The following is a 22,236-nucleotide window of genomic DNA, read 5'->3' as shown; positions in this document are numbered from 1 at the left end:
GCTTCTCGGCGGCCTGTATGTGTTCGTGGGCCGGTTCACGCCGCTCGCGCCCGTGAGCACGGGACTGCTGACCGGGTTCCTCGCCGTCATGGTGTCGGGGGTCCCGGCGTATCTGATCGTGCGGGTCACCACCGTCAGCCTGTGGTTGACGATACCGCCGGCGGGCCTCGCGTTTCTGTGCTGCTTCTTGGGTTTGCGACGGATCGCGGTGGCGCCTCAAACGAGCGCTTGACCGTGGAGAGACCCGTGGATGTGAAGAACGCGACTGTGCTGGTCACCGGCGGCGCCGGGTTCATCGGTTCGCACACCGTCGATGCCCTCGTGGAGCGGGGCGCCCGCGTCGTCGTAGTCGACAATCTATCGACGGGCAGGCGGCAGAACGTCAATCCGCGGGCGAAGTTCTACGAGTTGAATCTCGCCGACGAGGCCTTCACCGAGGTCATGAACCGGGAACGGCCCGATATCGTCTATCACCTGGCCTTCTATGTGCTCGTGCCCAACTCGGTCGAGAACCCGCTGCTGGACGTGGACGTGATTGTCGGTTCGATCCGGCTGTTTCAGGCCGCCAAGGGCCTCGGCGTCCGGCGGATCGTCATCGGCTCGTCCGGCTTTCTCTACGGGAACGCCGCGACGCTGCCGTGCGACGAGCGGTGCCCAATCGATCCCGCCTCGCCGTACGTCGTCTCGAAACAGGCGGTCGAGAATTACGCGCGTTTCTACCGCCGCGCCTACGGCATTCCCTACGTGATCCTGCGCTACGCGGCGATCTACGGGCCGCGGCAGCGGACCGGCGCCATGGCCGACTACATCCGCAAACTCGCGTCGAACGAGCAGGCGGAGATGTGGGGCGACGGCAGCAAGACGCGGGATTACGTCTTTGTCGAGGACGTGGTGGACGCCAACCTGCTCGCCCTCGCCGTGCGCCCGGATCACCCCGATCCCGTGTTCAATATCGGCACGGGCGTCGAGACCACGCTGAACGACCTGTACGCGCGGATTGCGAGAATCCTCGGCAAGGACCCGCGGCCGATCTATTACCCGGACCGGCCGGGCGAGCAAATCCGGTATTGTCTTGACAACACCAAGGCAAAGAAAGAACTTGGGTGGCAGCCGCGCTATCAACTCGATGCAGGGCTGCGGATCACCGTAGCCGGATATCGGCCCGACTGACGATGCCGGCGCTCACGGTCGCGATTACGACGTTCAACCGGGCACGGTACCTTGAACGCGCGATCCGCAGCGTCCTGGCCCAGGAGTTCGCGGACTTCGAACTGCTCATCCTCGATAACTCCTCGACGGACGGGACCGACGAGCTGATTCGCAGTATTCAGGACCGGCGACTTCGCCACATCAGGCACGCGCCGTGCAACATTTCGCGATCGAGGAACATCGGTGTCCGGGAGGCGGCCGGCGGGCTGCTGGCGTTCCTGGACGACGACGACGAGTGGCTGCCTAACAAGCTCCACCACCAGGCCGCCGTCTTCCGGAGCGGCGACGATCGGCTGGGGCTGGTGTACGGCGGATTTGTCAGGTTCGACGATCGCGGGCGGGAGTTTGAGATGCACCGACCGGTTCTGGAGGGCCGGGTGCTGCTGCCGCTGTTGTGGCAGAAGGATGCGTTTACGGGATCCGCGTCCAACCCGGTGCTGCGGACCGCGATCGTCCGCCGCCTTGGCGGCTACGACGAGGGCTTGACGACCTCCGAGGACTGGGAACTCTACCTCAGGCTGGCGGAGCAGTACGACGTGAAGTACGTCCCCGACGTAGTTCTGCGGATCCGCCGGCACACCGGAGCACGGCTGGGCGACCGGATCGACGATGCCCGGAAGCTCGAGGAACATGTGCTCGAACGGTACGGCCGGATGATGCCCCCTGGGCTCCGCGGCTTCTATCTGAGGAAGATCGGCGGCAAGTTGTGCCGGAGCGGGCGCACGCGCGAAGGGCGCCGCCGCATCCTCGAGGCCGTCAAGACTAGCCCGTTCAACCCGGGTGGGTACGCGCAATTCGGGCTGTCCTTCCTCGGCGGCGGCGCCTACCGGCGCGTGCACACGTGGTACAAGCGGCTTGCTTGACCGGCCGGCTCCCGATCGGGCGATGATCCTGGCAGCGGGACTGGGGACGCGCCTGCGGCCCCTCAGCGAGCAAATCCCCAAGTGCATGATAAGAGTGGGCGGCAAGCCCGTGCTGCAGTATACGATCGAATGGCTTCGCCGCTATGGCGTCACGGACGTCGTTATCAACCTGCATCACCTCCCGAACGTCGTCAAGGAGCACTTCGGCGACGGCGCAGCCTGGGGCGTGCGGCTCACCTACATTGTGGAGCCGGTGTTGCTCGGCACGGCGGGGGCCGTCAAGAACGCCGCGTCGCTCTTCGGCGAATCGCCGTCCCTGGTGTGGTACGGCGATAACTTGAGCACCTGCCGGCTCGATCGCCTGTGGGCGTTCCACCGGGCAACGGGAGGAGCGGCGACAATCGCGCTATTTTACCGAGACGACGTGACACAAAGCGGCATCGCGGCGCTCGACGAAAACAGCAGGGTGACGCGGTTTGTCGAGAAACCCTCCGCGGATCAGGTGTTCAGCCGATGGGTCAGTGCCGGCATTCTCGTCCTTGAGCCTCGTGCGCTCGACACGATCAAGGCCGGCGAGCCGGCCGATTTCGGCCGGGACGTGTTTCCGGAGCTGCTGGCCCGGGACGAGCCGATTTACGGTTACCGTATGCAACCCGATGAAGGGTTGTGGTGGATCGATCGCCCGGAGGATCTCCGCCGGCTGGAGGACCTCTGGCCCGCGCTCCCGTTTGCGCGCGCCCGCCCCGCGACCCTCAAATGACGCTGTCTCCGCCCTCTCCGTTGGTCTCCATCGTCATGCCCGCGTATAACGCGGAACGCTTCATCGATCGCGCCCTGGAGAGCGCGCTCCACCAGACGTACGCGAATCTGGAAATCCTCGTCGTCGATGACGGTTCGCAGGACCGCACGGCCGCGCTGATTCGCAGCCGCGAAGACCCGCGCGTCCGCTACCTCCACCAGCCGAACCAAGGGCAGGGTCCCGCCCGCAACAAAGGAATCGCGGCGAGCACGGGGACCTACATCACGTTTCTCGACGCGGACGATTTCTATCGGCCCAACAAGGTCGAACGGCAGGTCACGCTCCTGGAAGCTCATCCGGAATTCGGCGCGAGCTTCTGCAACGCGGTGCACTTTTACTCGAAGGCGCCCGACCGCCTGCTCGGACGATCCGCCGGCGTCCAGCCGGGTGACATTTTCCCCGCGCTGCTGCGATCTTCGCTCGTCAACCCCAATACGTTGATGATCCGCGGCGGCGTCTTGCGGGGCCGGTTCACCTTCTGCGAGGAGCGCTACTACCCCGAGGAGTGGGACCTCTGCCTACGTCTTGCCCGCGCCGGGGTCCGCTTCGGTTATCAAGACGAAGATCTCGTCGTCGTTGAAATCCGGGAGAACAGCAACACGACGATGGAGATCCAATGCATCTTGAAGAGGAATGCCCTGGGGATGTTCGAAGGTCTCTTCGCGGGCATGTCCGACGAGGAGCGCGCGGTTTTCGGCGCGGACCGTGTGCTGCGGCGGTGCAAAATCAATCTTGCCGCCGCGTATCTTCTCGTCGCCGACAAGGCGGAATTCGAGAAAATCCTCCCGGAGGTATTGCCGGCGCCGGCCGCGTGGGCGCTGCGGACCGTGGTGCGCGCAACGCCGTCGAGAACCCTCCGGCGCGTCGTGGACCGTCTCTGGCGATGGCGCCAGGTTCGGTCCTTCTCCCGCCGGCCCGCCGCACCCGGCGAGATCAAACGGTCCGCCGGCCGGCCGGTGAACGCATGACCCCGACCGCAGCGGACGACCTGCCGAGCGTCTCCGTCGTCGTGCCCGTCTGGAACGAGGCTCGGTATATTGAGGCCTGCATCTTACGGCTGCTGAAACAAACGTATCCCCCCGAACGATTGGAGATCGTGATCGTCGACGGTCTGAGCGAGGATGGAACCCGAGACATCGTGGGCCGGTTCATCACCGCCGAGGCCGGACCCCCAATGGCCGGCCGGGCCCCGGTTTATCTCGTTGACGCCCCGGGGCGTCAACGGCCGGCTGCCGTCAATGCCGGGATTCGCCGGGCGCGCGGCGGGGTGATTGCCCGGGTTGATGCCAGGACTCTCGTCCCGCCCGACTATGTCGAACGGTGCGTACGCTCCCTCCTGGCCACCGGCGCCGACAACGTCGGGGGCGTTCAGGCGCCGGTCGCCCGGGAACCCGTGCAGGACGCGATCGGCCTGGCGATGTCACACCCGTTCGGCGTCGGCAACGCGCAGTTTCGCATCGGAAAGAAGAGCGGGTTTGTCGACACCGTCTACCTTGGCTGCTTTCGGCGCCAGGTGTTTGACCGGGTCGGTCTGTTCGACGAGGAATCCGCGCTCCTGAGCGAGGACTCCGACATCAACCAGCGCATCCGCCAGAGCGGCGGGGGCGTGTATCTGGACGCGGGGATCATCGTGAACTACTATCCGCGCGAGTCCTTGGCCGGCCTCTGGCGACTCTACTTTCGCTACGGCGGTGCGCGAGCCGGAAACCTGCTGAAGCACGGCAACCTGACGTCCTGGCGGCAGGTGGTTCCCGCCGCATTCCTCTTGACGCTCGGGTCACTCGCGGCGCTGTCGCTGTTCAGCCGGGCGGCCTTGCTCGCCTTCTGCGCGCTGCTCGGGCTGTACGTCGTTTCCGATCTGGCCGTGTCCGCCGTGATCGCCGGCCGGACATGCAAGCCGGGGCTTTGGCCGTTCCTGTGCGCGGCATTTCCCTGCATGCACTTCGGATGGGCCCTTGGATTTTTCAAGCGTCTCGCCGAACGGCGTCGCTCCGCGTCGTCTTGGGCGTGGACCGAGCGCTAGCGATGTCGACGATGAGCTTCGTGCAGCGGTACCTGGCCGAAACGCGGCGCATCCTGGAAGACATCGACGCCGACGCGATCGAGCGTGCCGTCGCGCTGCTGGCCGACACGCGCGCCCGGGGAGGACGCCTGTTCGTCCTCGGGGTCGGCGGCAGCGCGGCGAACGCCTCGCACGCGGTCAACGACTTCCGAAAGATCGCAGCCTTCGAGGCCTACGCCCCAACGGACAACGTGTCGGAACTGACCGCGCGCGTGAACGACGACGGATGGGAGACTGTCTTCGAGCAGTGGCTTCGCACAAGCCGCTTGCGACCGAACGATCTGCTGCTGGTCTTTTCAGTCGGCGGCGGCGACTCAGAGCACAACGTGAGTCCCAATCTTGTGCGCGCGCTCGCCTACGCGAAACAGGTTGGGACTCGCATTATCGGCGTGGTTGGACGGCGAGGCGGCTACACCGCGCAGGTGGCCGACGCGTGTGTGATCGTCCCCACGGTTAATCCCGAGCACGTGACGCCTCACACCGAGACGTTCCACGCCGTCGTCTGGCATCTCATGGTTGCGCACCCGGCTCTTCAGAGCGCGAAAAACAAATGGGAATCGCTTCTGTGACATGCGGCCCGTTCTGACCTACTCGTGCGCCGCCGCGGCGGGGCTCCTGCGCGTTGTCCCGAACACTCGCGGAGCGTGGATCGTCGGCGCACCCTTGACCAGGCTGTTACCTCATGGCTGGCGGCGCGCTCGGTTATCGTTGTCATCCGAAAATGCGATGATACCGATCGAGTTCGATCTCGGCGACCCCGTACAGTTTGTCATGGTCAGGAGCGGCCAGTTTGATTTGGGCACCGCCTCGGTCATCTGTGCGCTGCTTGTTCAGGGAGATACCTACGTCGACATAGGCGCGAACTGGGGTTATTTCGCCTGCATCGCCTCGCGCGTCGTCGGTGTCTCGGGGTTGGTGCTCGCGGTCGAGCCGAACCGCGACGCCTTTCGCCATCTCCAGGAGACCGTGCATCGCAATCGCCTCGTGAACGTGCTTAGCGCAAACGTGGCGGCATACGAGGAGGTCGGCCGCCGCGTTTCGCTGCGCCGGCCGTTCTATCGACAGACAACAAGCTCCGTCGTCTGCGAGACGAACAGAAGCGGACCGTGCGACATTGTCACCAGCACGGTCGACTATCTGCGCAACAAGATTGGAGGAGGCTCCGTGCGATTGCTCAAGGTGGATGTCGAAGGGGCGGAGCTGGCTGTTCTCAAGGGCGCCCACGAACTGCTTGGCGACCTGCGGCCGTGGGTTATCTTGGAGGTGTCCTCCTACACCGTTAGGTTCGGCCACTCGCCACGAGAGGTGTACGATTTCATGCGAACCTTTGGGTACGATCGCGCCTACCTTATCAGCGACGAGCCACACAGCTCGGGGTTGGCGGGGTCGGCGGGCGGCCCGACCGAGGGGCAGATTCTATTTCAACCGCCGACAACGGAACTGCCGCGAATTCTTGACCGGTCGTTTTCTCGATAGCCAGGTCGGGACAGGCGGTTCAAGCGTCGCGGGGCCCGTTTCGGTGGGTGTCGTAAAGGAATTCTTAACATCACAATGGAATAATCGGCGCCATCTCGGATCGCCGCGATGAGTCGTCGCAGCCATGAGTACCGGTCGATTAATCAAGGACGATAATTGCGCCGTGCCGTTGCGCCGCCACCGCATGTCCGCCCCGAAGATCCGCCGACATCAAGTGTTTGCGATGTCGTCGCGCCGGACGCATTAAATGATTCTGGCCCGCGCGCCGATGCGCATACCGCTGGGGGGTGGTGGAACCGATCTGCCGTCGTATTACTCGCAATTCGGAGGATTTATCCTCAGCGCCGCCATCAACAAGTACGTCTATATCGCCGTCAACCGCCCGGCGGCGGACGACTTCATCCGCGTCAAGTACTCCCGCTACGAGCAGGTCACCTCGGTCGACGACGTGCAGCACGACCTCGTGAAGCCCGCGTTGAGGCTGCTCGGTTTGTCCGGTAGTCTCGAGATCACGTCGATGGCGGACGTGCCGGCCGGCACCGGGCTGGGTTCGTCCGGTGCCTACGCCGTGGCATTGCTCACCGCGCTGCACGAGCTGAAACGCGAGAAGATCCCGACCCAGGCGCTGGCCGAACAGGCCTGCCACATCGAGATGAATCTGGCCGGCCATCCGGTCGGGAAGCACGACCACTATCTCGCGGCCCTCGGGGGCGTCTCGTGCCTGGAGATCGGTCGGGACGGCCACGTGAAAGCCAGCCTGCTCGACATCGCTGTGGGGACGGAGGAGGAGTTTCGCGACAGCGTGCTGCTCTTCTACACCGGGATCGTCCGGTCGAGCGACGACATTCTCGCCGACCAGAAAAAGCACACCGAGGAAGGGAACGCCGCCGTCCTGGAGAGCCTCCACCGCACGAAGGAGATCGGCTACCGCATCCGGGACGCGCTGGCGGGCGGTGACATCGAGCGATTCGGCCTGCTCCTCGACGAGCACTGGCAGACGAAGAAGCGCCGGTCGCGAATGATCACCGACCCCCGCATCGACGAGTGGTACGATCTGGCAAAGCGGCAGGGCGCCCTGGGCGGGAAGGTGATGGGCGCCGGCGGCGGCGGCTTCCTCATGCTGGTTTGTCCCAAGAGCTACAAGGCCGGGCTGCGCCGGGCGCTGGCAGACGCGGGCCTGCGGGAGATGCACTACGATTTCGACTTCGAGGGCGCGAAAGTCGTCGTCAATTTCTGACGCCCCGCGCCGGGCCTCGGCCGCGTGAGCGGGGCCGCCCCGGGCCGGGCCGCGGTGTTTCTGGATCGCGACGGCGTGCTCACCCATGGCGAAGAGCGGGACGGGAAATCCTACGCCCCCCGGCGTTTGGAAGATTTCCGTCTGCTCCCCGGCGTCCGGGAAGCGGTGGAGCGCCTCCGCGCGGCGGGATTTCTGGCGGTCGTCGTGACCAACCAGCCCGACATCGCGAACGGGCTCGTTGACCCCGGCGTGGTCGAGGCGATGCACCAGCGGCTTCGCGCCTGGCTGCCGCTCGATGCCGTTGAAATGTGTCCGCACGCGGACGAGCAGGATTGTGACTGCCGCAAGCCAAAGCCTGGTCTGCTGTTGGCGTCCGCGCGCCGGTTGAATATCGATCTCGGCCGGAGCGTGATGGTGGGTGACCGGTGGAAAGACATCGAGGCCGGCCGCCGCGCCGGGTGCCGTACCGTGTTTGTCGACCGCGGGTACAGCGAACCGAAGGCCGAGGCCCCCGATCTGATCGTCGCGTCGCTTCCTGCCGCCGTGGACTGGATCCTGGCGAGGGGGACAACGTCATGAACCGGCTGGAGAATCTTCGCGTCAAGATCTTCGCGGACGGCGCCGACCTGACGGGCATCGTCCAGCTCTACGCCAATCCTATCATCAAGGGATTTACGACGAATCCCACGTTGATGCGGCAGGCGGGGGTGGACGACTACGAAGGGTTCGCCCGTACGGTGCTGGCGGCGGTGCCCGACCGTCCGGTGTCGTTCGAGGTCTTCGCCGACGAATTTCCCGAGATGATCCGCCAGGCGAAGACGATCGCCTCTTGGGGCCGGAACGTGTTCGTGAAGATACCGGTAACCAATACGCGCGGGGAATTCAGCGGCGGGGTCATTCGCGAACTCTCCCGGGCCGGCGTGCCCATCAACGTGACGGCGCTTCTCACCGCGACGCAGGTCCGCCGCGTCGCGGACTGCCTCGACCCGGAGACGCCGGCGATCGTATCCGTCTTCGCCGGCCGCATCGCGGATACCGGCGTCGACCCGGTGCCGATCATGCGCGAGGCGGTGGCGGCGATGGCGGCGCGGCCGCGCGCCGAGCTCTTGTGGGCGAGCCCCCGGGAATTGCTCAACATCTTCCAGGCGGATGAAATCGGATGTCATATCATCACCGCGACCAGCGGCGTGCTGAGCAAGCTGGGGCTGGTGGGGCGCGATCTTGAGGAATACTCGCTGCATACGGTCAAGATGTTCCACGGCGACGCCGCCGCCGCGGGATACTCCATCGTCACTGTATCCGCACGCGTCGGATAGGGCACGAAGGCGGGTGCGCGCGGCGGACGGCTCGACGCCTGTGCGCGCGCCTGCCCCGTGCCGCCGCCGGATGTCCGCCCGGAAAACTCGCGTAGCGTAGGATGTGCGGGATTTGCGGAATCTACGCCGTACCGTCCGCCGACCCGACTCGGCTGCGGGCGGCGACCGCCCGAATGACAGCCGCCCTCGCGCATCGGGGGCCCGATGACGAAGGAGTTTGGGCCGACGCGGCGGGACGGCTGACCCTCGGCAATCGCCGGCTCGCGATCATCGACGTTTCTCCCGCGGGTCACCAGCCCATGATCGATCCCGGCGGCCGCGTCGCCCTGACCTATAACGGCATGATCTACAATTATCGGGAGCTGCGCCGGGACCTCGCCGCCTCGGGCTATCCCTTCCGCGGGCATTCCGACACCGAAGTCATCCTGGCCCTTTACCTGCGGGACGGCGTGGAGATGTGCCGGCGGCTGCGGGGGATGTTCGCGTTGGCGCTGTGGGACGCGCGTTCTCACACGCTCCTGCTCGCCCGCGATCGGCTCGGCATCAAGCCCCTGTACTACGCGCACGACGCGGATCGATGGATCTTCGCCTCGGAGCTGCGGGCGCTCCGGGCGTCCGGCGTCATATCCGCGCGGCCGGACCCCTCGGCGCTCGCCGCGTTTCTGCGCCTCGGGTCCGTGCCCGGTCCCATGTCGGTGTTGGAGGGCGTCCACGAGCTGCCGCCCGCCACCACGCTCACAGTCGACGGAGCCGGCCGGGGAGCGCTCGACCGCTATTGGGAGATTCCTGCGCCGCGCTCGGAGAAACGGAACGTGGACGACACCATCGCCGAGCTTCGTACGCGTTTGAGCGACTCGGTGAGCCGCCACCTCATCAGCGACGTCCCGTTCGGGGTCTTCTTGAGCGGTGGTGTGGATTCCGGCGCCATCGTCGCGATGATGCGGGACGCGGGACACGAGCGGATCCGTACGTTCTCGATCACCTTCCCGGAATCCGACATGGACGAAGGCCCCGAGGCCGCCCGCCTGGCCGCCCGCTACGGCACCGACCACACGGCGTACGAGGTGCAGGGCGCAGCCGTCGCCGCGGACCTCGATGCGGTGATCGCAGCGATGGACCAGCCGACGATTGACGGTCTGAACACGTATTACGTCTCCCGCGTGGCACGGGGGTCCGGCACGACCGTGGCACTGTCGGGCCTCGGCGGAGACGAGCTGTTCTGCGGATATCCGTCGTTCAGGCAGGCGCCCCGGCTGCTTGCCCTGCATCATGTCGCAGAACGGCTCGGGCCGGTCCGGCCGGTGCTGGCGACGGTCCTGTCGACTCTGCCGCCGCTGCGGTCCGATAAGGTGCGGGAAGGGTTGATGCAGGCGGCCACGATGCAGACGGCCTACCTCGCCGTTCGGAGCCTGTTCAGCGGCGCCGAGCTCATGAAGCTGCTGGCGCCCGGGTCGCTTCGCGACGCCGCGCAGAGCCTGGACGCGGCGGCCGCGCTCGGCGCCCTGGTCCCGGTGCTTCCCGCGGAACCGGTGGCGGCGACGGCGATGCTGGAACTGCGCGGGTATATGCATAATCAGCTGCTAAGGGACACCGACGTGATGAGCATGGCGCACGGTCTCGAGGTCCGTGTGCCGTTCCTCGATCATCCGCTCGTCGAGTTCGCGGCCGGACTGCCTGACGGCGTGCGCGCGAACGGCCATCCTCCCAAATGGCTTCTCCGGCGGGCGCTCCGCGACCGTCTGTCCCCCGACGCCGGGCACCGGAAGCGCGGTTTCAGCTTTCCCATGGCGGAATGGTTGCGCGGTCCGCTCAGGCCGCGGGTCGAGCAGGCGCTGCGGGACGGCTCGGGTCTGTTTCGGCCCGAGGCCGTGGCGGCTCTGCACGCTCGAGTAGACGAGGGACGGACACACTGGTCGCGCCTCTGGGCCGCCGTGGTCCTCGTCCTGTGGCTTCGCGCCGCCGGTGGGTTGGAGATGCCGTGAAAGGGCGGCTCTTCTTCGTTTTGTACGTGTTCGGCCCCATGTTCCTGATCTTTTTCCTCCCGCTCCTGTTCGTGCGGTTGCCGTTGGTCGTCTCCATCAACCGTGGTCTCGCCACGGTCCCTACACCGTTCGCGCTCACCGCGCTGGTTGTCTGCCTGGTTTGGTTTGCGATCGCGGCCGGACTCGTGGTCTGGCCGGTTCGGGCTGACCGGCCGGCCCGATCCGGCGAATGGACGGCTCACGCGGTATGGTGGGCCTTCGTTGCGTTTTCATCGGCGGGGAGCGGCGTCTCTCTGCTTCACGCCTTTCACGCCCTGCCCGCGGGGATCGAAGAAATCGTCCACCAGCTGTCCTTGGCGCCGCCGATCGGCTTTGTGCTCGGAGCCTGGCTCCTTCGCCGTGGGGTCGCGCGCAACCGTTCGACCGCAGTGCGGGGACTGCTGATCGTCGATCTCATAGTCTCGCTGCTCGTGCCGGTCGTGCTGTCCAAGGTCGGCCCCGCGGTCTTCAGCGCGATCGCCATTCTCTACGGTCTTCGAATTGTCGGAATATCATGGCGCCGCCAGGCCGCGGCCGTCCTCCTGCTGGTGCCGCTTATTGTTGTCGCGTTTCCATTTCGGGAGTATCTTCGGATGCAGGTGTACAATGGGGATCCCTTTCACCGGCGCGTTCATGCCGGTGCCGGCGCCGCGACCTCATCGGTTCCCCCGGTGCATCTTACCTTCAGCCAGCGGCTCGCCTTCTTCGATCCTGTGGCGCTTGGCCTGCGCTTCCACCGCGCAAGCGGGTTGGTGTTGCTCGCACAGTTCGCCGCGTCACGCGCGATCCTGCGCATCAACCGCTTGGCCGACCTCGCTTATGTGATCCAGGCAACCCCGGCGACGGTGCCGTATGCCGGCGGCGCGACGTATGCGCCGCTCGTGACGAAGTTCGTGCCTCGATTCCTATGGCCGGACAAGCCGCGAGAACTGGCGGGCCAGTTCTACGGCCACCGGTATCCGTTTCTCGATCTCCCCGACACGGTGCACAGCGTCAATCTCCCGATGGTGACAGAAGGCTGGGTGAACGCAGGATGGGTCGGCGTTGTGCTGTCCGCCGCGGCGGTTGGGCTGGTCCTGCGCGTCATTTGGACGCGCTGGATTGGACCCGACGCGGCGCCCGGTAATCTGGTGCTCGGGATGGCGGTGGTCGGGACGGCCGTCAACGCTGAATCGAACCTCAGTCTGGTGTTAGGCGGGGTGCTGCACGCGCTGCTGGTGTACGGAGCGCTCACCGCGGCGATCGCCTGGTGGGACCGGACCGCGGTGCGCCGGAACCCGGACCGCGGCACCCTTTAGGACCGGACGTCCTCCGCCGTCCGCACGATCTCGCGCAGGCGGTCGCGATACGTGTGCCCGCCGGCGATGACGCGCGTGCAACCCGCTCGGGCGATGCGCCGCCGCGCGTCGTCATGCGCCAGATAGTAGCGGATCTTGTCGATCATTTCCTCCCGCGACTCGAAGAAGGCCGCCTCCACGTCCTCGCGAAACACCGCGAGATGTTCGTCGGTGCGCTCGGCCAGCATGAACGCGCCGCACGCGGGAATCTCGAAGCTGCGCATGGCATGTCCGTCTCGATTGGCGCGCCGCACCAGACAGAGCACGATCCTGGCGCCGCCGAGCGCGAGGCGGTAGTCGCGCCCGACGGCGAATCCGCGGGCATGGCGGCCAAAGCGTGGATCGCGGGACCAGTATCCGCCGTAAAACGCCGGCGACAGGTCGACGTCGGCGAGGAGGGGCTCGAGATCCGCGAAGCGATCGGGGTCCGCGCCGCCGACGAACGCTACGTCGCTTTGGAACCGCTGGGCCTCCGCGTCGTTCGCGGGCGCTTCGGGAAAATGCACCGACGGATTGTACCCGAACATCGTGTGGACGACGATGCGGCCGCCGGCGCGCTTCACGTCGTCCATGATCGCGCGCTTCGTACAGGCGTAGACGTCGTAGGCCGAAATCCCGTGCAGGAGATCCGGAGTGGCGTTGGCGCCGTTGAACGGGTCGTCGGTCGCGTAATTGACCAGCACGGCGCCGGTCTCTTCCTTGATCCGCCGGAGGGTTGCAGGCATAATATAGGCGCCTTTGACGGCGACGACGAGTTCCGGCCGGAACCGCCGCGCGGCTGCTACGAGTGTCCGATTGAGGCGCCAGCGCAGCGCGGGCCGGCGGTGCAGCAGGCGGTAGGCGACTTTGTGGACGAGTGACGTCTCGAGCGGCCGGAGATACGGCGCCTCATCGACGAAGAGCGCGTCGTACCCGAGTTCCGCGGCGGGCTGAACGAAGAAAGGGGACATCGGCGCGTAAAGGGTCGTATCGACGAGCAGCACTCGCTTCATGGGCGCGCAACAGAATTCGCACCCGGGGGGAATTGCCCTTTTGACGCCGTATCGAGTCGCCTACCTCGTTTCCCATCCGATTCAGTACCAGGCGCCGCTGCTGCGGCGCCTGGCCGCGCACCCCGAGGTCGCGCTGCACGTATACTACATGGACGATCAGGGCGCCCGGCTCCACCACGACGCGGAGTTCGGCGTCGCGTTTCAGTGGGACGTTCCGCTGCTGGACGGCTACCGTTGGACCGTCCTTCACAACCGCTCGCCGTGGCCGCGGGCGGATCATTTCGCCCGGTTCGTGCACCCGGAAATTGTCGCGACGCTCGGGCGCGAACGCTACGACGCGCTCATCGTGCACGGATACGCGCACGCCACGGACTGGCTGGCGTTCTTCGGCGCGCGCCGGAGCGGCACGCCGATCCTGCTGCGCGGGGAATCGACCCTGCTCGGACGGCGGAGCGGCTGGGCCGCCGGGGCGAAGCGGTGGGCGCTCCGCGGCCTCCTGCGGCGCGTCGAGGCCGCGCTGGCGATCGGGCGTCTCAACCGCGAGTTCTACCGGGCGCAGGGCGTACCCGACGCCCGGATTTTCTCCGTCCCGTACGCCGTCGACAACGAGACCTTCGGCGTCGAGGCCGACCGGTGGCGGCCCCTGCGGCGCGAGCTGCGGGGGGAGCTCGGCCTCCCGCCGGATCTGCCGGTGGTGCTGTACGTCGGCAAGCTCATCGGGCGCAAGCGGCCGCTAGACCTGCTAGACGCGTACGCTCGGGTGGTGGGGGAGCACCCGGCGGCTCTCGTGTTTCTCGGGGAAGGGGCCGAACGTCCGCGCCTCGAGGCGGAGATCGCGCGGCGCAAGCTTTCCGGTGTGTCCATTACGGGATTCGTGAACCAGGGCGAGATCGGCCGGTACTATGCCGCCGCCGACGTCTTGGTGCTTCCCAGCAGTCACGAGCCGTGGGGACTCGTGTTGAACGAGGCGATGTGCTTCGGCCTGCCGGTCATTGCGAGCGACGCCGTCGGGGCCGCCCCCGACCTCGTGCGCGTTGGGGAGAACGGGTTTGTCTACTCAGTAGGCGACGTGCCCGCGCTCGCGGACGCGTTGCGGCGCCTCTTGGCCGATCCCGGCGCGCGCGCCCGGATGGGCGCGCGGTCGCGCGACATTGTCCGGACCTTCTCGTACGACGCGGACATCCAAGGGATCCTCGAAGCCCTCCATCGCGTCGCCGCCCGGCGCCGCCCGGGAGTGGCCTCGTGACGGCCGCTCCGATCCGGCGCGCCCTGCTGGGGGTCGTGTGGCTGAGCGCCACGGGCTACTTCGCATTCGTGCTGAACTTCGGCCTCAATCTGCTGCTGGCGCGGCTTCTCTTCCCGAAGGACTTCGGCCAGTTTGCGCTTGCCGGCTCGCTGGCCGAGATCCTCTCCATCGCAACCGGGTTCAGTTTTTCGCAGGCGATCATCCAGATGCAGAATGCACCGGGCGTCGCGGACACGGCGTACGTGCTGAGCGTGCGCCTGTACGCGGCCCTGGTAGTCGGGGGGGCCGTGCTGGCCGCCGTGCTGCGTCCGCATTTCCCGGGCATCTTCATCCCGCTGTTCTTCGCGCTGTTCGTCGTCCGGAATCTCAGCGTGATTTCGTACGTGTACTCGGCCACGCTCGAGCGGACGTTTCAGTACAATCAGATTTCCCGCGTGCGCCTCATCTCGGTGGTGCTCTCCATCGTCGCCGCGCTGGCGCTCGCCCGAGCCGGGGCAGGCGTGTGGAGCCTGCTGGGCCGGGAACTGATTCTATCCGGCGTAACGCTCGTCGGGTTCCGGGTCGTCAGCCGGTGGCGGTATCGGGGCGGCTACAACCTCGAGACCGCGCGGGAACTGTGGCGGTTCGGGTGGCAGATGTTCGTGGCACGGGCGCTGGAAACGATCTGGTATCGCGGGGACACGGCGCTCCTCGGCGTCCTCGCAGGCACGGTCACGCTTGGGTTCTACGACCGCAGCCGGTACCTGGCCGAGTTCGGCCACTACGTCGTCTCGTTTGCCGCGGTGCAGGTCGCGTTCCCGGTCTACGCGAGCCTCGCGGGCAGGCGGGAGGCGCTGACGTACGCCTATCGGTTGTCCCACGGGCTCCTGGTCCGCCTGATGTTCCCGGCGCTCATTTGGCTCGCGCTTTTCCCGCGCGAGATCGTCGGTCTGCTGTACGGCGCCGGGGTCCGCTGGGCGGAGACGGCGGCGATCCTGCCGTGGCTGGCCGCCTTCGGTTTCATCTTCCCGGTCGCCGAGAACATCAAGGTGCTGCTGACCGGGATCGGGCGCCTGCGCGACGCCGTGTGGATGCGCCTGGTTCAGGTGCTTGTGGCCCTGCCGCTGCTCGTGCCCGCGATCAAGGTTGGCGGGCCGTACGCGGCGGGCGCGGTGATGTTCCTGAGCGAGTTGGCGGGCCTGATCGTGGGCTACCGTGCCCTCCGCCGCGAGGTGACGAGCCTGTATCTCGACGGATACTGGCGGCCCGCGCTCGCCGCCGTGATCGCCGGCGGGTCCGTCGCCGCCCTCCGGGCCGCTCACCTCGTACCTTGGGTAGGACGGATCGGGTACGCGGCGAACCTCGCCGCGGCCGCCGCCGTCTACCTCGTCTGCCTGGCCCTCATCGATCGGCAACAGCTGCAGGAACACTTGTGGAGCCTACTGGCGGGTTTTCGCGGCGAGACGCCCGCGGCGTGGAACGGCATGCCGAACGGCGCCGCGGGCCCGGCGGAGGGCGACGGTCGGGACGATCGCGTCCTGCCGTTGGTGGACGATTCGCGGTGAGGGTCACCGTGTCTGTCGGCGGGACGTTTCACGCGTTCCGCCTCGCCGAACAACTGCAGGCGCGCGGGATGCTCCACCGTCTCGTCACGACGCACCGGCCGCTGCGCGGCGAACGGATTCCGGCCGACCGTATCGACGCGAACCCGTGGCCCGAGATCGCGATGCGCGGCCCTCGGGTGCTCGGTCTACGCTGGGGGGGCGGGGACTATCTCAAGTCCGTGATCTTTGACCGCTGGGCGGCGCGGCGCGTCGCAGGATGCGATGTCTGGGTCGGGTTCGCCGGCTTCTCACTCTTTGCGCAGCGCGCCGCGCGCCGGAGCGCCCGGACGGTGCTTGAACGCGGATCGACCCACATTCTGACGCAACAGGCGCTCGTCGCCGAGGAGTACCGGCGGTGGCGCTGTCCGGTTCCTCCGGTGGATCCTCGAATGGTGACCCGCCAGCTGCGCGAGTACGACGAGGCCGAGCATATCTCGGTGCCGAGCCGGTTCGTGGTACGGAGTTTTCTCGATCGCGGGTTCCCCGGGGACCGGTTGCTGCACATTCCGTACGGCGTCGACACGCGGCTGTTCTCCCCGGGCGCGCCGCCGCGGCGTCCGTTTCGCGTCGTCGCCGTAGGGCTCAGCCTCCGCAAGGGTACGCCGTACCTGCTGGAGGCGGCAGAACGCCTCGGGGTGATTGAGGACCGCCAGGCGCTCGAGATCGAATTCTGTCTGGCCGGCGCCGTGGCTCCCGACCTCGCGCCGATTCTCCGCGGGAGCCGGGCGCGGGTCCGCGTGATGGGGGCGTTGTCGCATGCGGATCTCGCCGCGCTCTATCGAACCGCGTCCGCGTTTGTGCTTCCCTCGTTGGAGGAAGGGATGGCGCTGTCCGTCCTCGAGGCGCTGGCGAGCGGGGTGCCGGTAGTCGTGACGCCGAACACCGGGGCCGACGATATCATTACCCACGGCCGCGAGGGGTTGATCGTTCCGGTAGCGGACGCCGCCGCGCTCGAGCGCGCCCTGCGGGAGCTGTTCGAGGACGAGCAGAAGCGATCCGCGATGGCGGCGGCCGCCGCGGAGACGGCGCGCGCGTGGACCTGGGACGCCTACGGGGATCGCGCCGTCGCGGCGTACTCACGCCTCGCGACGCCGGCCGCGTCGAGCCCAACATGAAGGTGCTGCTTGTCACGCCGCACTACCCGCCGGAGATCCGAAGCGTTTCCGTCCTCATGTCGCAACTGGCCGAAGACCTTGCCGCGCGGGGGCACGCGGTGACGGTGCTGGCCCCGTACCCGCCGTCGCACGTCGACGAGGCGCCGGCGCGGCCGTCCCGCGTGCCTCCCGACAGCGTGCGCGTAATCCGCGTCGCGGCGCTGCCGTTCGTCAAGGTGCCGCGCGCGGTGCGGGCGGTCACGCACGTCACCCTGGCGGCGTCGATGGTCTGGTCGGGGCTGCGCGCCGGCCGCCACGACGCGGTCCTTGTGTACTCGCCGCCGCTGCCGCTCGCCCTCGCGGCGGAAGTCCTCGCGCGGCGCCGGCGCGTGCCGCTCGTGGTCAACGTGCAGGACATCTACCCGCAGGCTCTGATCGATCTCGGTCTGGCGCGCAATCCGGTCGTCCTCGCCGTGCTGCGGTGGCTGGAAAGCCGGGCGTATCGCCGCGCCGCCGCGCTGACGGTGCACTCCGACGGAAACCGGCGCCTGCTCGTCGCACGCGGCGTTGATCCCGGCAAGATTCTCGTCATTCCGAATTGGGTCGACCTGGACGACGCGGCCCCTCCGGATCCCAACCCCTACCGTGTCGAGCTGGACCTCGGGGAGCGGACCGTGGTCCTCTTTGCGGGGGTGATGGGGTACGCTCAAGACATGTCCGTTATCGTGGAGGCGGCCCGGGTTTTGCGCGATGATCCCACGATCGTCTTCCTTCTCGCGGGGGACGGGGTGCGCCGCGCGGAGGCCGAGGCGCTCGTTCGCGAGCGCGGCCTGACCAACGTCCGCTTTCTGCCGTTCCAGCCGATCGAACGGTATCCGACGCTCGTCGCCGCCGCCGATTGCTGTCTCGTGACCCTCGAGGCGTCGGTCGCGACGCCGGTGGTTCCGTCCAAAATCGCCGGTATTCTCGGCCAGTCCCGGCCCCTTGTGGCCGCGCTGCCGCCGGGCGATGCTCGCGAGATCGTCGACGCGTCCGGTGGCGGAGTGTGCGTCGATCCCGGGGACGCCGCGGCGCTGGCCGGGGCGATCCATGAACTCGCGGCGGACCCCGCGCGCCGGCGCGCGATGGGCGGCGCCGGCCGCCGGTACGTCGAGGCGCATTTCTCGCGGCGCGCGTCGACCGCCGCGTACGCGGCGCTCGTGGAACGTCTCGTTGCGCCCGCGAGGGCAGGAATGGGTGCGGGCGCGGCCAACTCCCCTAAGCGACCATGAGGCTGTTGTTCTCGTGACGCTGATCAACCTCGCGGGAACGGACGCGGAATCGCGTGCCGCCGAAACACCCACCGTCCCCGCCGCTCCACCGACCCTCAAGCCGGGCTACGCGTTGAAGTGGCCGCTCGAGGCCGCGCTGGCGGTAGCCGGCCTGTTCGTGCTCTCCCCAATCTGTCTCGTCATTGCGGCGGCCATCTGGCTCGACGATCGCCGCCCGATCTTCATCCGCCAAATCCGGGTGGGCCGGGGCGGGGTGCCTTTCGGCGTCATCAAGTTCCGCACGATGCATCCCGTCGTGCATCGCGACGTACACCGGCAGGCGACGGTGGTCGACAACCGGATCACCAGGGTCGGCCGCGTGCTGCGGGCGACCGCGCTCGACGAAATCCCGCAGCTGCTGAACGTCGTACGCGGGGAGATGAGCTTCGTGGGGCCGCGGGCGCTGCTGCCCCAGGAGATCGAGGTCGATCCCCGGTCGCGATATCATCGGATCGAGGAGGTCCCCAACTACCACGTGCGGATCGTGGTCACGCCCGGGCTGACCGGACTGGCCCAGGTCTACGCGCCGCGGGACATCAGCCGTCAGCGGAAGTTCAAGTACGACGCACTGTACGTGCGCCGGATGAGCCTGTGGCTGGATCTGCGTCTGATCGCGCTCTCGATTTTCATCAGCCTGGCGGGGCGCTGGCCGCGGCGCGGCCGCCACGCGTGGCAGCGGCGGAACGGGTGACCGGGTCGCAGCCCGCGCCGGCGCCCACCCCGGAGACGTCCGCACGGACCGGCCCCGTCCCGCTCGCGGTCATTATTCTGGCTCGGAACGAAGAGGACAATCTGCCGCACGCCCTCGCCGGCGTCGTGGGCTGGGCGGCGGAAGTCTGGGTCGTCGATTCGCTAAGCACCGACCGGACGGCCGCGCTTGCCCGCGACGCGGGCGCGCGCGTCGTCCCGCGCGAGTTTCCTGGGTACGCCGCGCAGCGCAACTGGGCCCTTCGGTCGCTGCCGCTGGGACCGGAGTGGGTGTTGTTCTTGGACGCCGACGAAGCCGTAACGCCGGAGTTGCGGGCGGAGCTCACCGCGGTGCTTGCGGCGCCGCCGGCCGGCATCGCCGGGTTTCAGGTGAAGCGGCGGTTCGTGTTTTTGGGCCGCTGGCTCCGTCACGGCGGTTACTACCCCGTGTGGCTTCTCCGCGTCGTTCGCCACCGCGTGGCGCGGTGCGAGGACCGCGGCGTCGACGAGCACCTCCTCGTCGACGGACCGACGGCCCGTCTGCACGGCGACCTGCTGCACGAGGATCGGCGGCCGCTAGAGCGCTGGATCGAGCGGCACACACGCTACGCGCGGCTGAACGCCGAGGAGTTGCTGCGTCACGATGCCGCCGGGCTGCCGGCGCGCTGGGGCAGCGCCGTGCCCGCGGAGCGGTCGCGGTGGTGGTACACGCGCGTCTACCGCCGGACGCCGGCGGGCCTGCGCGCCCTCCTGTATTTCCTCTACCGCTATCTGCTTCGCGGCGGTTTTCTTGACGGTCGGGAAGGGTTTATCTACCATTCCCTGCAGGCGCTTTGGTACCGGCTCCTGATCGACGCGATGCTGCTCGATGCCCGGGTGAGGGGCGGGATGAGATGAAGCAGGTGGTATTGAGCCCCCGCACCGGGGCGCTGCGTGTGGCGGACGTTCCGGTGCCGCAGGTACGCCGAGACACGGTACTCGTTCGCAACGCCGCGTCCGTCGTCAGCGCGGGCACCGAGCGGCTCGTGATCGAACTCGCGGGCAAGAGTCTGCTCGGCAAGGCGCGGGCCCGGCCGGACCTGGTGCGCGAGGCGCTCAATAAGGTGCGTCGGGACGGCCTGCGTACGACGATCCGCGAGGGATTTTTGCGTCTGGACCGGCCGTTTCCGTTGGGCTACAGCTGCGCGGGTCTGGTAGCGGACACCGGCGCCGGCGTGACCGGCGCGCGGCCCGGAGATCGCGTCGCCTGCACCGGCGCCGATTGGGCGCTTCACGCCGAAATGGTGGTCGTGCCCGAGCAGCAGTGCGTCCCCCTTCCCGCGGGCGTGTCGTGGGAGGCCGGGGCGTTTGCGATGCTGGGTGGCATCGCGCTGCACGGCATCCGGCGGTCCGGCGCCGGTGCCGGAAACGTCGTGGCCGTGATCGGCTTGGGACTCCTCGGCCAGCTGACCGTCCAGCTTCTGAAAGGCCTGGGCTGCCGGGTGCTGGGGCAGGACATCGCCCCTGCGCGCGCGGCCCTCGCTCGAGATCTCGGCGCCGATGCCGCGGCCACGAGCGCGGACGAGGCGCAGGCCGACGCGGGACGGCTTTCCGGTGGCGCCGGCGCGGACGCGGTGATCATCACCGCCGCGACGACCAGCAACGGACCTGTCGAGTTGGCGGCGGAGCTGGCACGGTCGGGCGGCACCGTCGTGATGGTCGGCGTGACGGGCATGGACATCCCGCGGCGTCCATACTGGCAGAAGGAACTGTCGTTGCTCCTCTCGCGATCGGCGCTGCCCCAGGACAACGCCGACTTCGTGGCGGCGCTTGGGCGCGGCAGTGTCCGGGTCGAGCCGTTGATCACTCATCGGTTTCCGATCGAGCGGGCCGGGGAGGCGTACGCGCTGATCCGCGGGCGTGTCCGAGAGCCGCACCTCGGCGTGGTATTGGTCTATCCGGAGCGCGACGCGGGCGGCCGGACGCAGACGCTGCGTCCGGCCGCCCGCCCGGGGACGGCCGCGACCCCGTCTCCCGCGGCCGAACCGGTCGCGGTTGGAGTGATCGGCGGCGGCCTATTCGCCCAGACGGTGCTCCTCCCGGCGCTGCGCGGCCTACCCGGCGTGCGCCTGCACACGATCGCCACGCGGAGCGGGTTGTCGGCCCGTCACGCCGGGGACCGCCTCGGGTTCGAGCGCTGCACCACCGACGTCCGCGAGATCATGAACGCCCCCGAGATCAAGGCGGTCGTCGTCGCCACCCGCCACGATCTGCACGCGCCGCTCGCGATCGACGCCCTTCGCAGCGGAAAGCACGTCTTCGTCGAGAAGCCGTTGGCGCTGACGGCGGAGCAGACCCGCGGGGTGCTCGAAGCCCACGCCGCGTCATCGCGCGTCTTGATGGTCGGATTCAACCGTCGCTACTCCGGCTTGGCCGGGTTGCTCAAGGAGTTTCTGGCCGGCCAACGTCCTCTCGCGCTCACGTATCGCGTGAACGCCGGGGCGATCCCCCCGGATCATTGGGTGTATGATCCCAAGGAAGGCGGGGGACGGTGGCTCGCCGAGGGGGGGCACTTCATCGACTTGCTGCAGTATTTGACCGAGGCCGATCCGATCGAGGTGTTTGCGCGTGCCGGCGGGGCGACGCTTGTCGTCACCGCCGCGTTTGGCGACGGGTCCACGGCCTCGGTCGTCTACGCGGACGGCGCCGACCGGGCGGAATCGCGCGAGCGGCTCGAGGCCTTCGGCGCCGGGTTCGCCGCGACCCTCGACGACTTCCGGCATCTGACGCTCGTCCGCGGCGGACGGGCACGCCGGATTCACCGCTCGGAGACGGCGAAGGGATTCGACGAGGAACTGCGCGCGTGGATCGCGGCCGTTCGCGGAGAGACCGCGGCGCCGGTGGCCGCGTCCGCGTACGCGGCCAACACGCTGGCCTGCCTGGCCGTCCTCGAGTCGGTCCGCACGGGCAAACCCGTCGCGGTGGACGCCGCGGCCGTTCTTCCGGCCCAGAGAAGCGCATAAGG

The 22,236-nt window shown here is 67.9% G+C and carries 21 protein-coding genes; 20 read left to right on the top strand and 1 reads right to left on the bottom strand.

Annotated elements, in window-relative coordinates:
- From VFL28_14980 to VFL28_14920, 13 genes are all read left to right on the top strand, one after another.
- Positions 1-232, top strand: a 232-nt coding sequence (locus VFL28_14980) for a hypothetical protein (protein ID HET7265968.1), incomplete at its 5' end; no start/stop codon positions are given.
- 2 nt (positions 233-234) lie between these two features.
- Positions 235-1,170 carry an NAD-dependent epimerase/dehydratase family protein gene (locus tag VFL28_14975; protein HET7265967.1) on the top strand — a complete coding sequence of 312 codons (936 nt, stop codon included), beginning with the start codon at positions 235-237 and terminating at the stop codon, positions 1,168-1,170.
- Between the two features lie 2 nt (positions 1,171-1,172).
- Positions 1,173-2,072, top strand: coding sequence for a glycosyltransferase (locus VFL28_14970; protein ID HET7265966.1), 900 nt, complete (start codon positions 1,173-1,175; stop codon positions 2,070-2,072).
- A 22-nt stretch (positions 2,073-2,094) separates the two neighbouring features.
- On the top strand, positions 2,095-2,832 hold the full coding sequence (locus VFL28_14965) for a nucleotidyltransferase family protein (GenBank protein HET7265965.1): 738 nt from the start codon (positions 2,095-2,097) through the stop codon (positions 2,830-2,832).
- A 35-nt stretch (positions 2,833-2,867) separates the two neighbouring features.
- Positions 2,868-3,839: a glycosyltransferase family A protein gene (locus VFL28_14960; protein ID HET7265964.1), complete on the top strand. Its 972-nt coding sequence runs from the start codon at positions 2,868-2,870 to the stop codon at positions 3,837-3,839.
- Entirely contained in the window at positions 3,836-4,894 is a 1,059-nt protein-coding gene (locus VFL28_14955; protein HET7265963.1) for a glycosyltransferase family 2 protein, read from the top strand. The genes VFL28_14960 and VFL28_14955 overlap by 4 nt, the downstream gene beginning before the upstream one ends.
- A gap of 11 nt (positions 4,895-4,905) precedes the next feature.
- Positions 4,906-5,502 (top strand): SIS domain-containing protein, encoded by a 597-nt coding sequence (locus tag VFL28_14950; GenBank protein HET7265962.1) that lies wholly within the window; start codon positions 4,906-4,908, stop codon positions 5,500-5,502.
- Positions 5,503-5,659: 157 nt separating this feature from the next.
- Complete coding sequence (locus tag VFL28_14945) at positions 5,660-6,409, top strand: FkbM family methyltransferase (GenBank protein ID HET7265961.1); 750 nt, start codon at positions 5,660-5,662, stop codon at positions 6,407-6,409.
- A gap of 247 nt (positions 6,410-6,656) precedes the next feature.
- Positions 6,657-7,646: a galactokinase gene (locus VFL28_14940; GenBank protein ID HET7265960.1), complete on the top strand. Its 990-nt coding sequence runs from the start codon at positions 6,657-6,659 to the stop codon at positions 7,644-7,646.
- A 24-nt stretch (positions 7,647-7,670) separates the two neighbouring features.
- On the top strand, positions 7,671-8,225 hold the full coding sequence (locus VFL28_14935) for an HAD family hydrolase (protein ID HET7265959.1): 555 nt from the start codon (positions 7,671-7,673) through the stop codon (positions 8,223-8,225).
- Positions 8,222-8,962 carry a transaldolase gene (locus VFL28_14930; protein HET7265958.1) on the top strand — a complete coding sequence of 247 codons (741 nt, stop codon included), beginning with the start codon at positions 8,222-8,224 and terminating at the stop codon, positions 8,960-8,962. Before VFL28_14935 ends, VFL28_14930 begins: the two co-directional genes overlap by 4 nt.
- Positions 8,963-9,063: 101 nt before the next feature.
- A complete protein-coding gene (gene asnB, locus VFL28_14925) occupies positions 9,064-10,944 on the top strand; it encodes an asparagine synthase (glutamine-hydrolyzing) (GenBank protein ID HET7265957.1) in 1,881 nt (626 codons plus the stop codon).
- A complete protein-coding gene (locus tag VFL28_14920) occupies positions 10,941-12,281 on the top strand; it encodes a hypothetical protein (GenBank protein HET7265956.1) in 1,341 nt (446 codons plus the stop codon). Before asnB ends, VFL28_14920 begins: the two co-directional genes overlap by 4 nt.
- On the opposite strand, the gene VFL28_14915 is transcribed toward VFL28_14920, so the two are convergent.
- Positions 12,278-13,312 carry a glycosyltransferase gene (locus VFL28_14915; protein ID HET7265955.1) on the bottom strand — a complete coding sequence of 345 codons (1,035 nt, stop codon included), beginning with the start codon at positions 13,310-13,312 and terminating at the stop codon, positions 12,278-12,280. The genes VFL28_14920 and VFL28_14915 overlap by 4 nt on opposite strands.
- 40 nt (positions 13,313-13,352) lie before the next feature.
- Between VFL28_14915 and VFL28_14910 the strand changes: the two genes are divergently transcribed.
- Genes VFL28_14910 through VFL28_14880 form a run of 7 tightly spaced genes read left to right on the top strand, consistent with a single transcriptional unit; the run spans position 13,353 to position 22,234 of the window.
- Entirely contained in the window at positions 13,353-14,558 is a 1,206-nt protein-coding gene (locus tag VFL28_14910) for a glycosyltransferase family 4 protein (protein ID HET7265954.1), read from the top strand.
- Entirely contained in the window at positions 14,555-16,102 is a 1,548-nt protein-coding gene (locus VFL28_14905) for an oligosaccharide flippase family protein (protein HET7265953.1), read from the top strand. The genes VFL28_14910 and VFL28_14905 overlap by 4 nt, the downstream gene beginning before the upstream one ends.
- On the top strand, positions 16,099-17,256 hold the full coding sequence (locus tag VFL28_14900) for a glycosyltransferase family 4 protein (GenBank protein HET7265952.1): 1,158 nt from the start codon (positions 16,099-16,101) through the stop codon (positions 17,254-17,256). The genes VFL28_14905 and VFL28_14900 overlap by 4 nt, the downstream gene beginning before the upstream one ends.
- Positions 17,253-18,506 (top strand): glycosyltransferase family 4 protein, encoded by a 1,254-nt coding sequence (locus VFL28_14895; protein HET7265951.1) that lies wholly within the window; start codon positions 17,253-17,255, stop codon positions 18,504-18,506. Before VFL28_14900 ends, VFL28_14895 begins: the two co-directional genes overlap by 4 nt.
- Positions 18,507-18,519: 13 nt before the next feature.
- The gene (locus VFL28_14890) at positions 18,520-19,236 is read left to right on the top strand and encodes a sugar transferase (protein ID HET7265950.1); all 717 of its coding nucleotides are present in this window, start codon (positions 18,520-18,522) and stop codon (positions 19,234-19,236) included.
- On the top strand, positions 19,233-20,129 hold the full coding sequence (locus VFL28_14885) for a glycosyltransferase family 2 protein (protein HET7265949.1): 897 nt from the start codon (positions 19,233-19,235) through the stop codon (positions 20,127-20,129). The genes VFL28_14890 and VFL28_14885 overlap by 4 nt, the downstream gene beginning before the upstream one ends.
- Positions 20,126-22,234, top strand: coding sequence for a bi-domain-containing oxidoreductase (locus VFL28_14880; protein HET7265948.1), 2,109 nt, complete (start codon positions 20,126-20,128; stop codon positions 22,232-22,234). Before VFL28_14885 ends, VFL28_14880 begins: the two co-directional genes overlap by 4 nt.
- Positions 22,235-22,236 lie beyond the last annotated feature (2 nt).

The organism is bacterium (assembly GCA_035691305.1).
Lineage (GTDB): Bacteria > Sysuimicrobiota > Sysuimicrobiia > Sysuimicrobiales > Segetimicrobiaceae > DASSJF01.
The sequence above is the reverse complement of the archived record's forward strand: the minus strand, read 5'-3'. Positions and strand labels throughout refer to the sequence as shown.

Coding starts and splice junctions, on each gene's coding strand:
- asnB (HET7265957.1), top strand. CDS start 9,064: ATGTGCGGGATTTGCGGAATCTACGCCGTACCGTCCGCCGACCCGACT.
- VFL28_14940 (HET7265960.1), top strand. CDS start 6,657: ATGATTCTGGCCCGCGCGCCGATGCGCATACCGCTGGGGGGTGGTGGA.
- VFL28_14930 (HET7265958.1), top strand. CDS start 8,222: ATGAACCGGCTGGAGAATCTTCGCGTCAAGATCTTCGCGGACGGCGCC.
- VFL28_14955 (HET7265963.1), top strand. CDS start 3,836: ATGACCCCGACCGCAGCGGACGACCTGCCGAGCGTCTCCGTCGTCGTG.
- VFL28_14965 (HET7265965.1), top strand. CDS start 2,095: ATGATCCTGGCAGCGGGACTGGGGACGCGCCTGCGGCCCCTCAGCGAG.
- VFL28_14880 (HET7265948.1), top strand. CDS start 20,126: ATGAAGCAGGTGGTATTGAGCCCCCGCACCGGGGCGCTGCGTGTGGCG.
- VFL28_14915 (HET7265955.1), bottom strand. CDS start 13,312: ATGAAGCGAGTGCTGCTCGTCGATACGACCCTTTACGCGCCGATGTCC.
- VFL28_14895 (HET7265951.1), top strand. CDS start 17,253: ATGAAGGTGCTGCTTGTCACGCCGCACTACCCGCCGGAGATCCGAAGC.
- VFL28_14960 (HET7265964.1), top strand. CDS start 2,868: ATGCCCGCGTATAACGCGGAACGCTTCATCGATCGCGCCCTGGAGAGC.
- VFL28_14945 (HET7265961.1), top strand. CDS start 5,660: ATGATACCGATCGAGTTCGATCTCGGCGACCCCGTACAGTTTGTCATG.
- VFL28_14970 (HET7265966.1), top strand. CDS start 1,173: ATGCCGGCGCTCACGGTCGCGATTACGACGTTCAACCGGGCACGGTAC.
- VFL28_14950 (HET7265962.1), top strand. CDS start 4,906: ATGAGCTTCGTGCAGCGGTACCTGGCCGAAACGCGGCGCATCCTGGAA.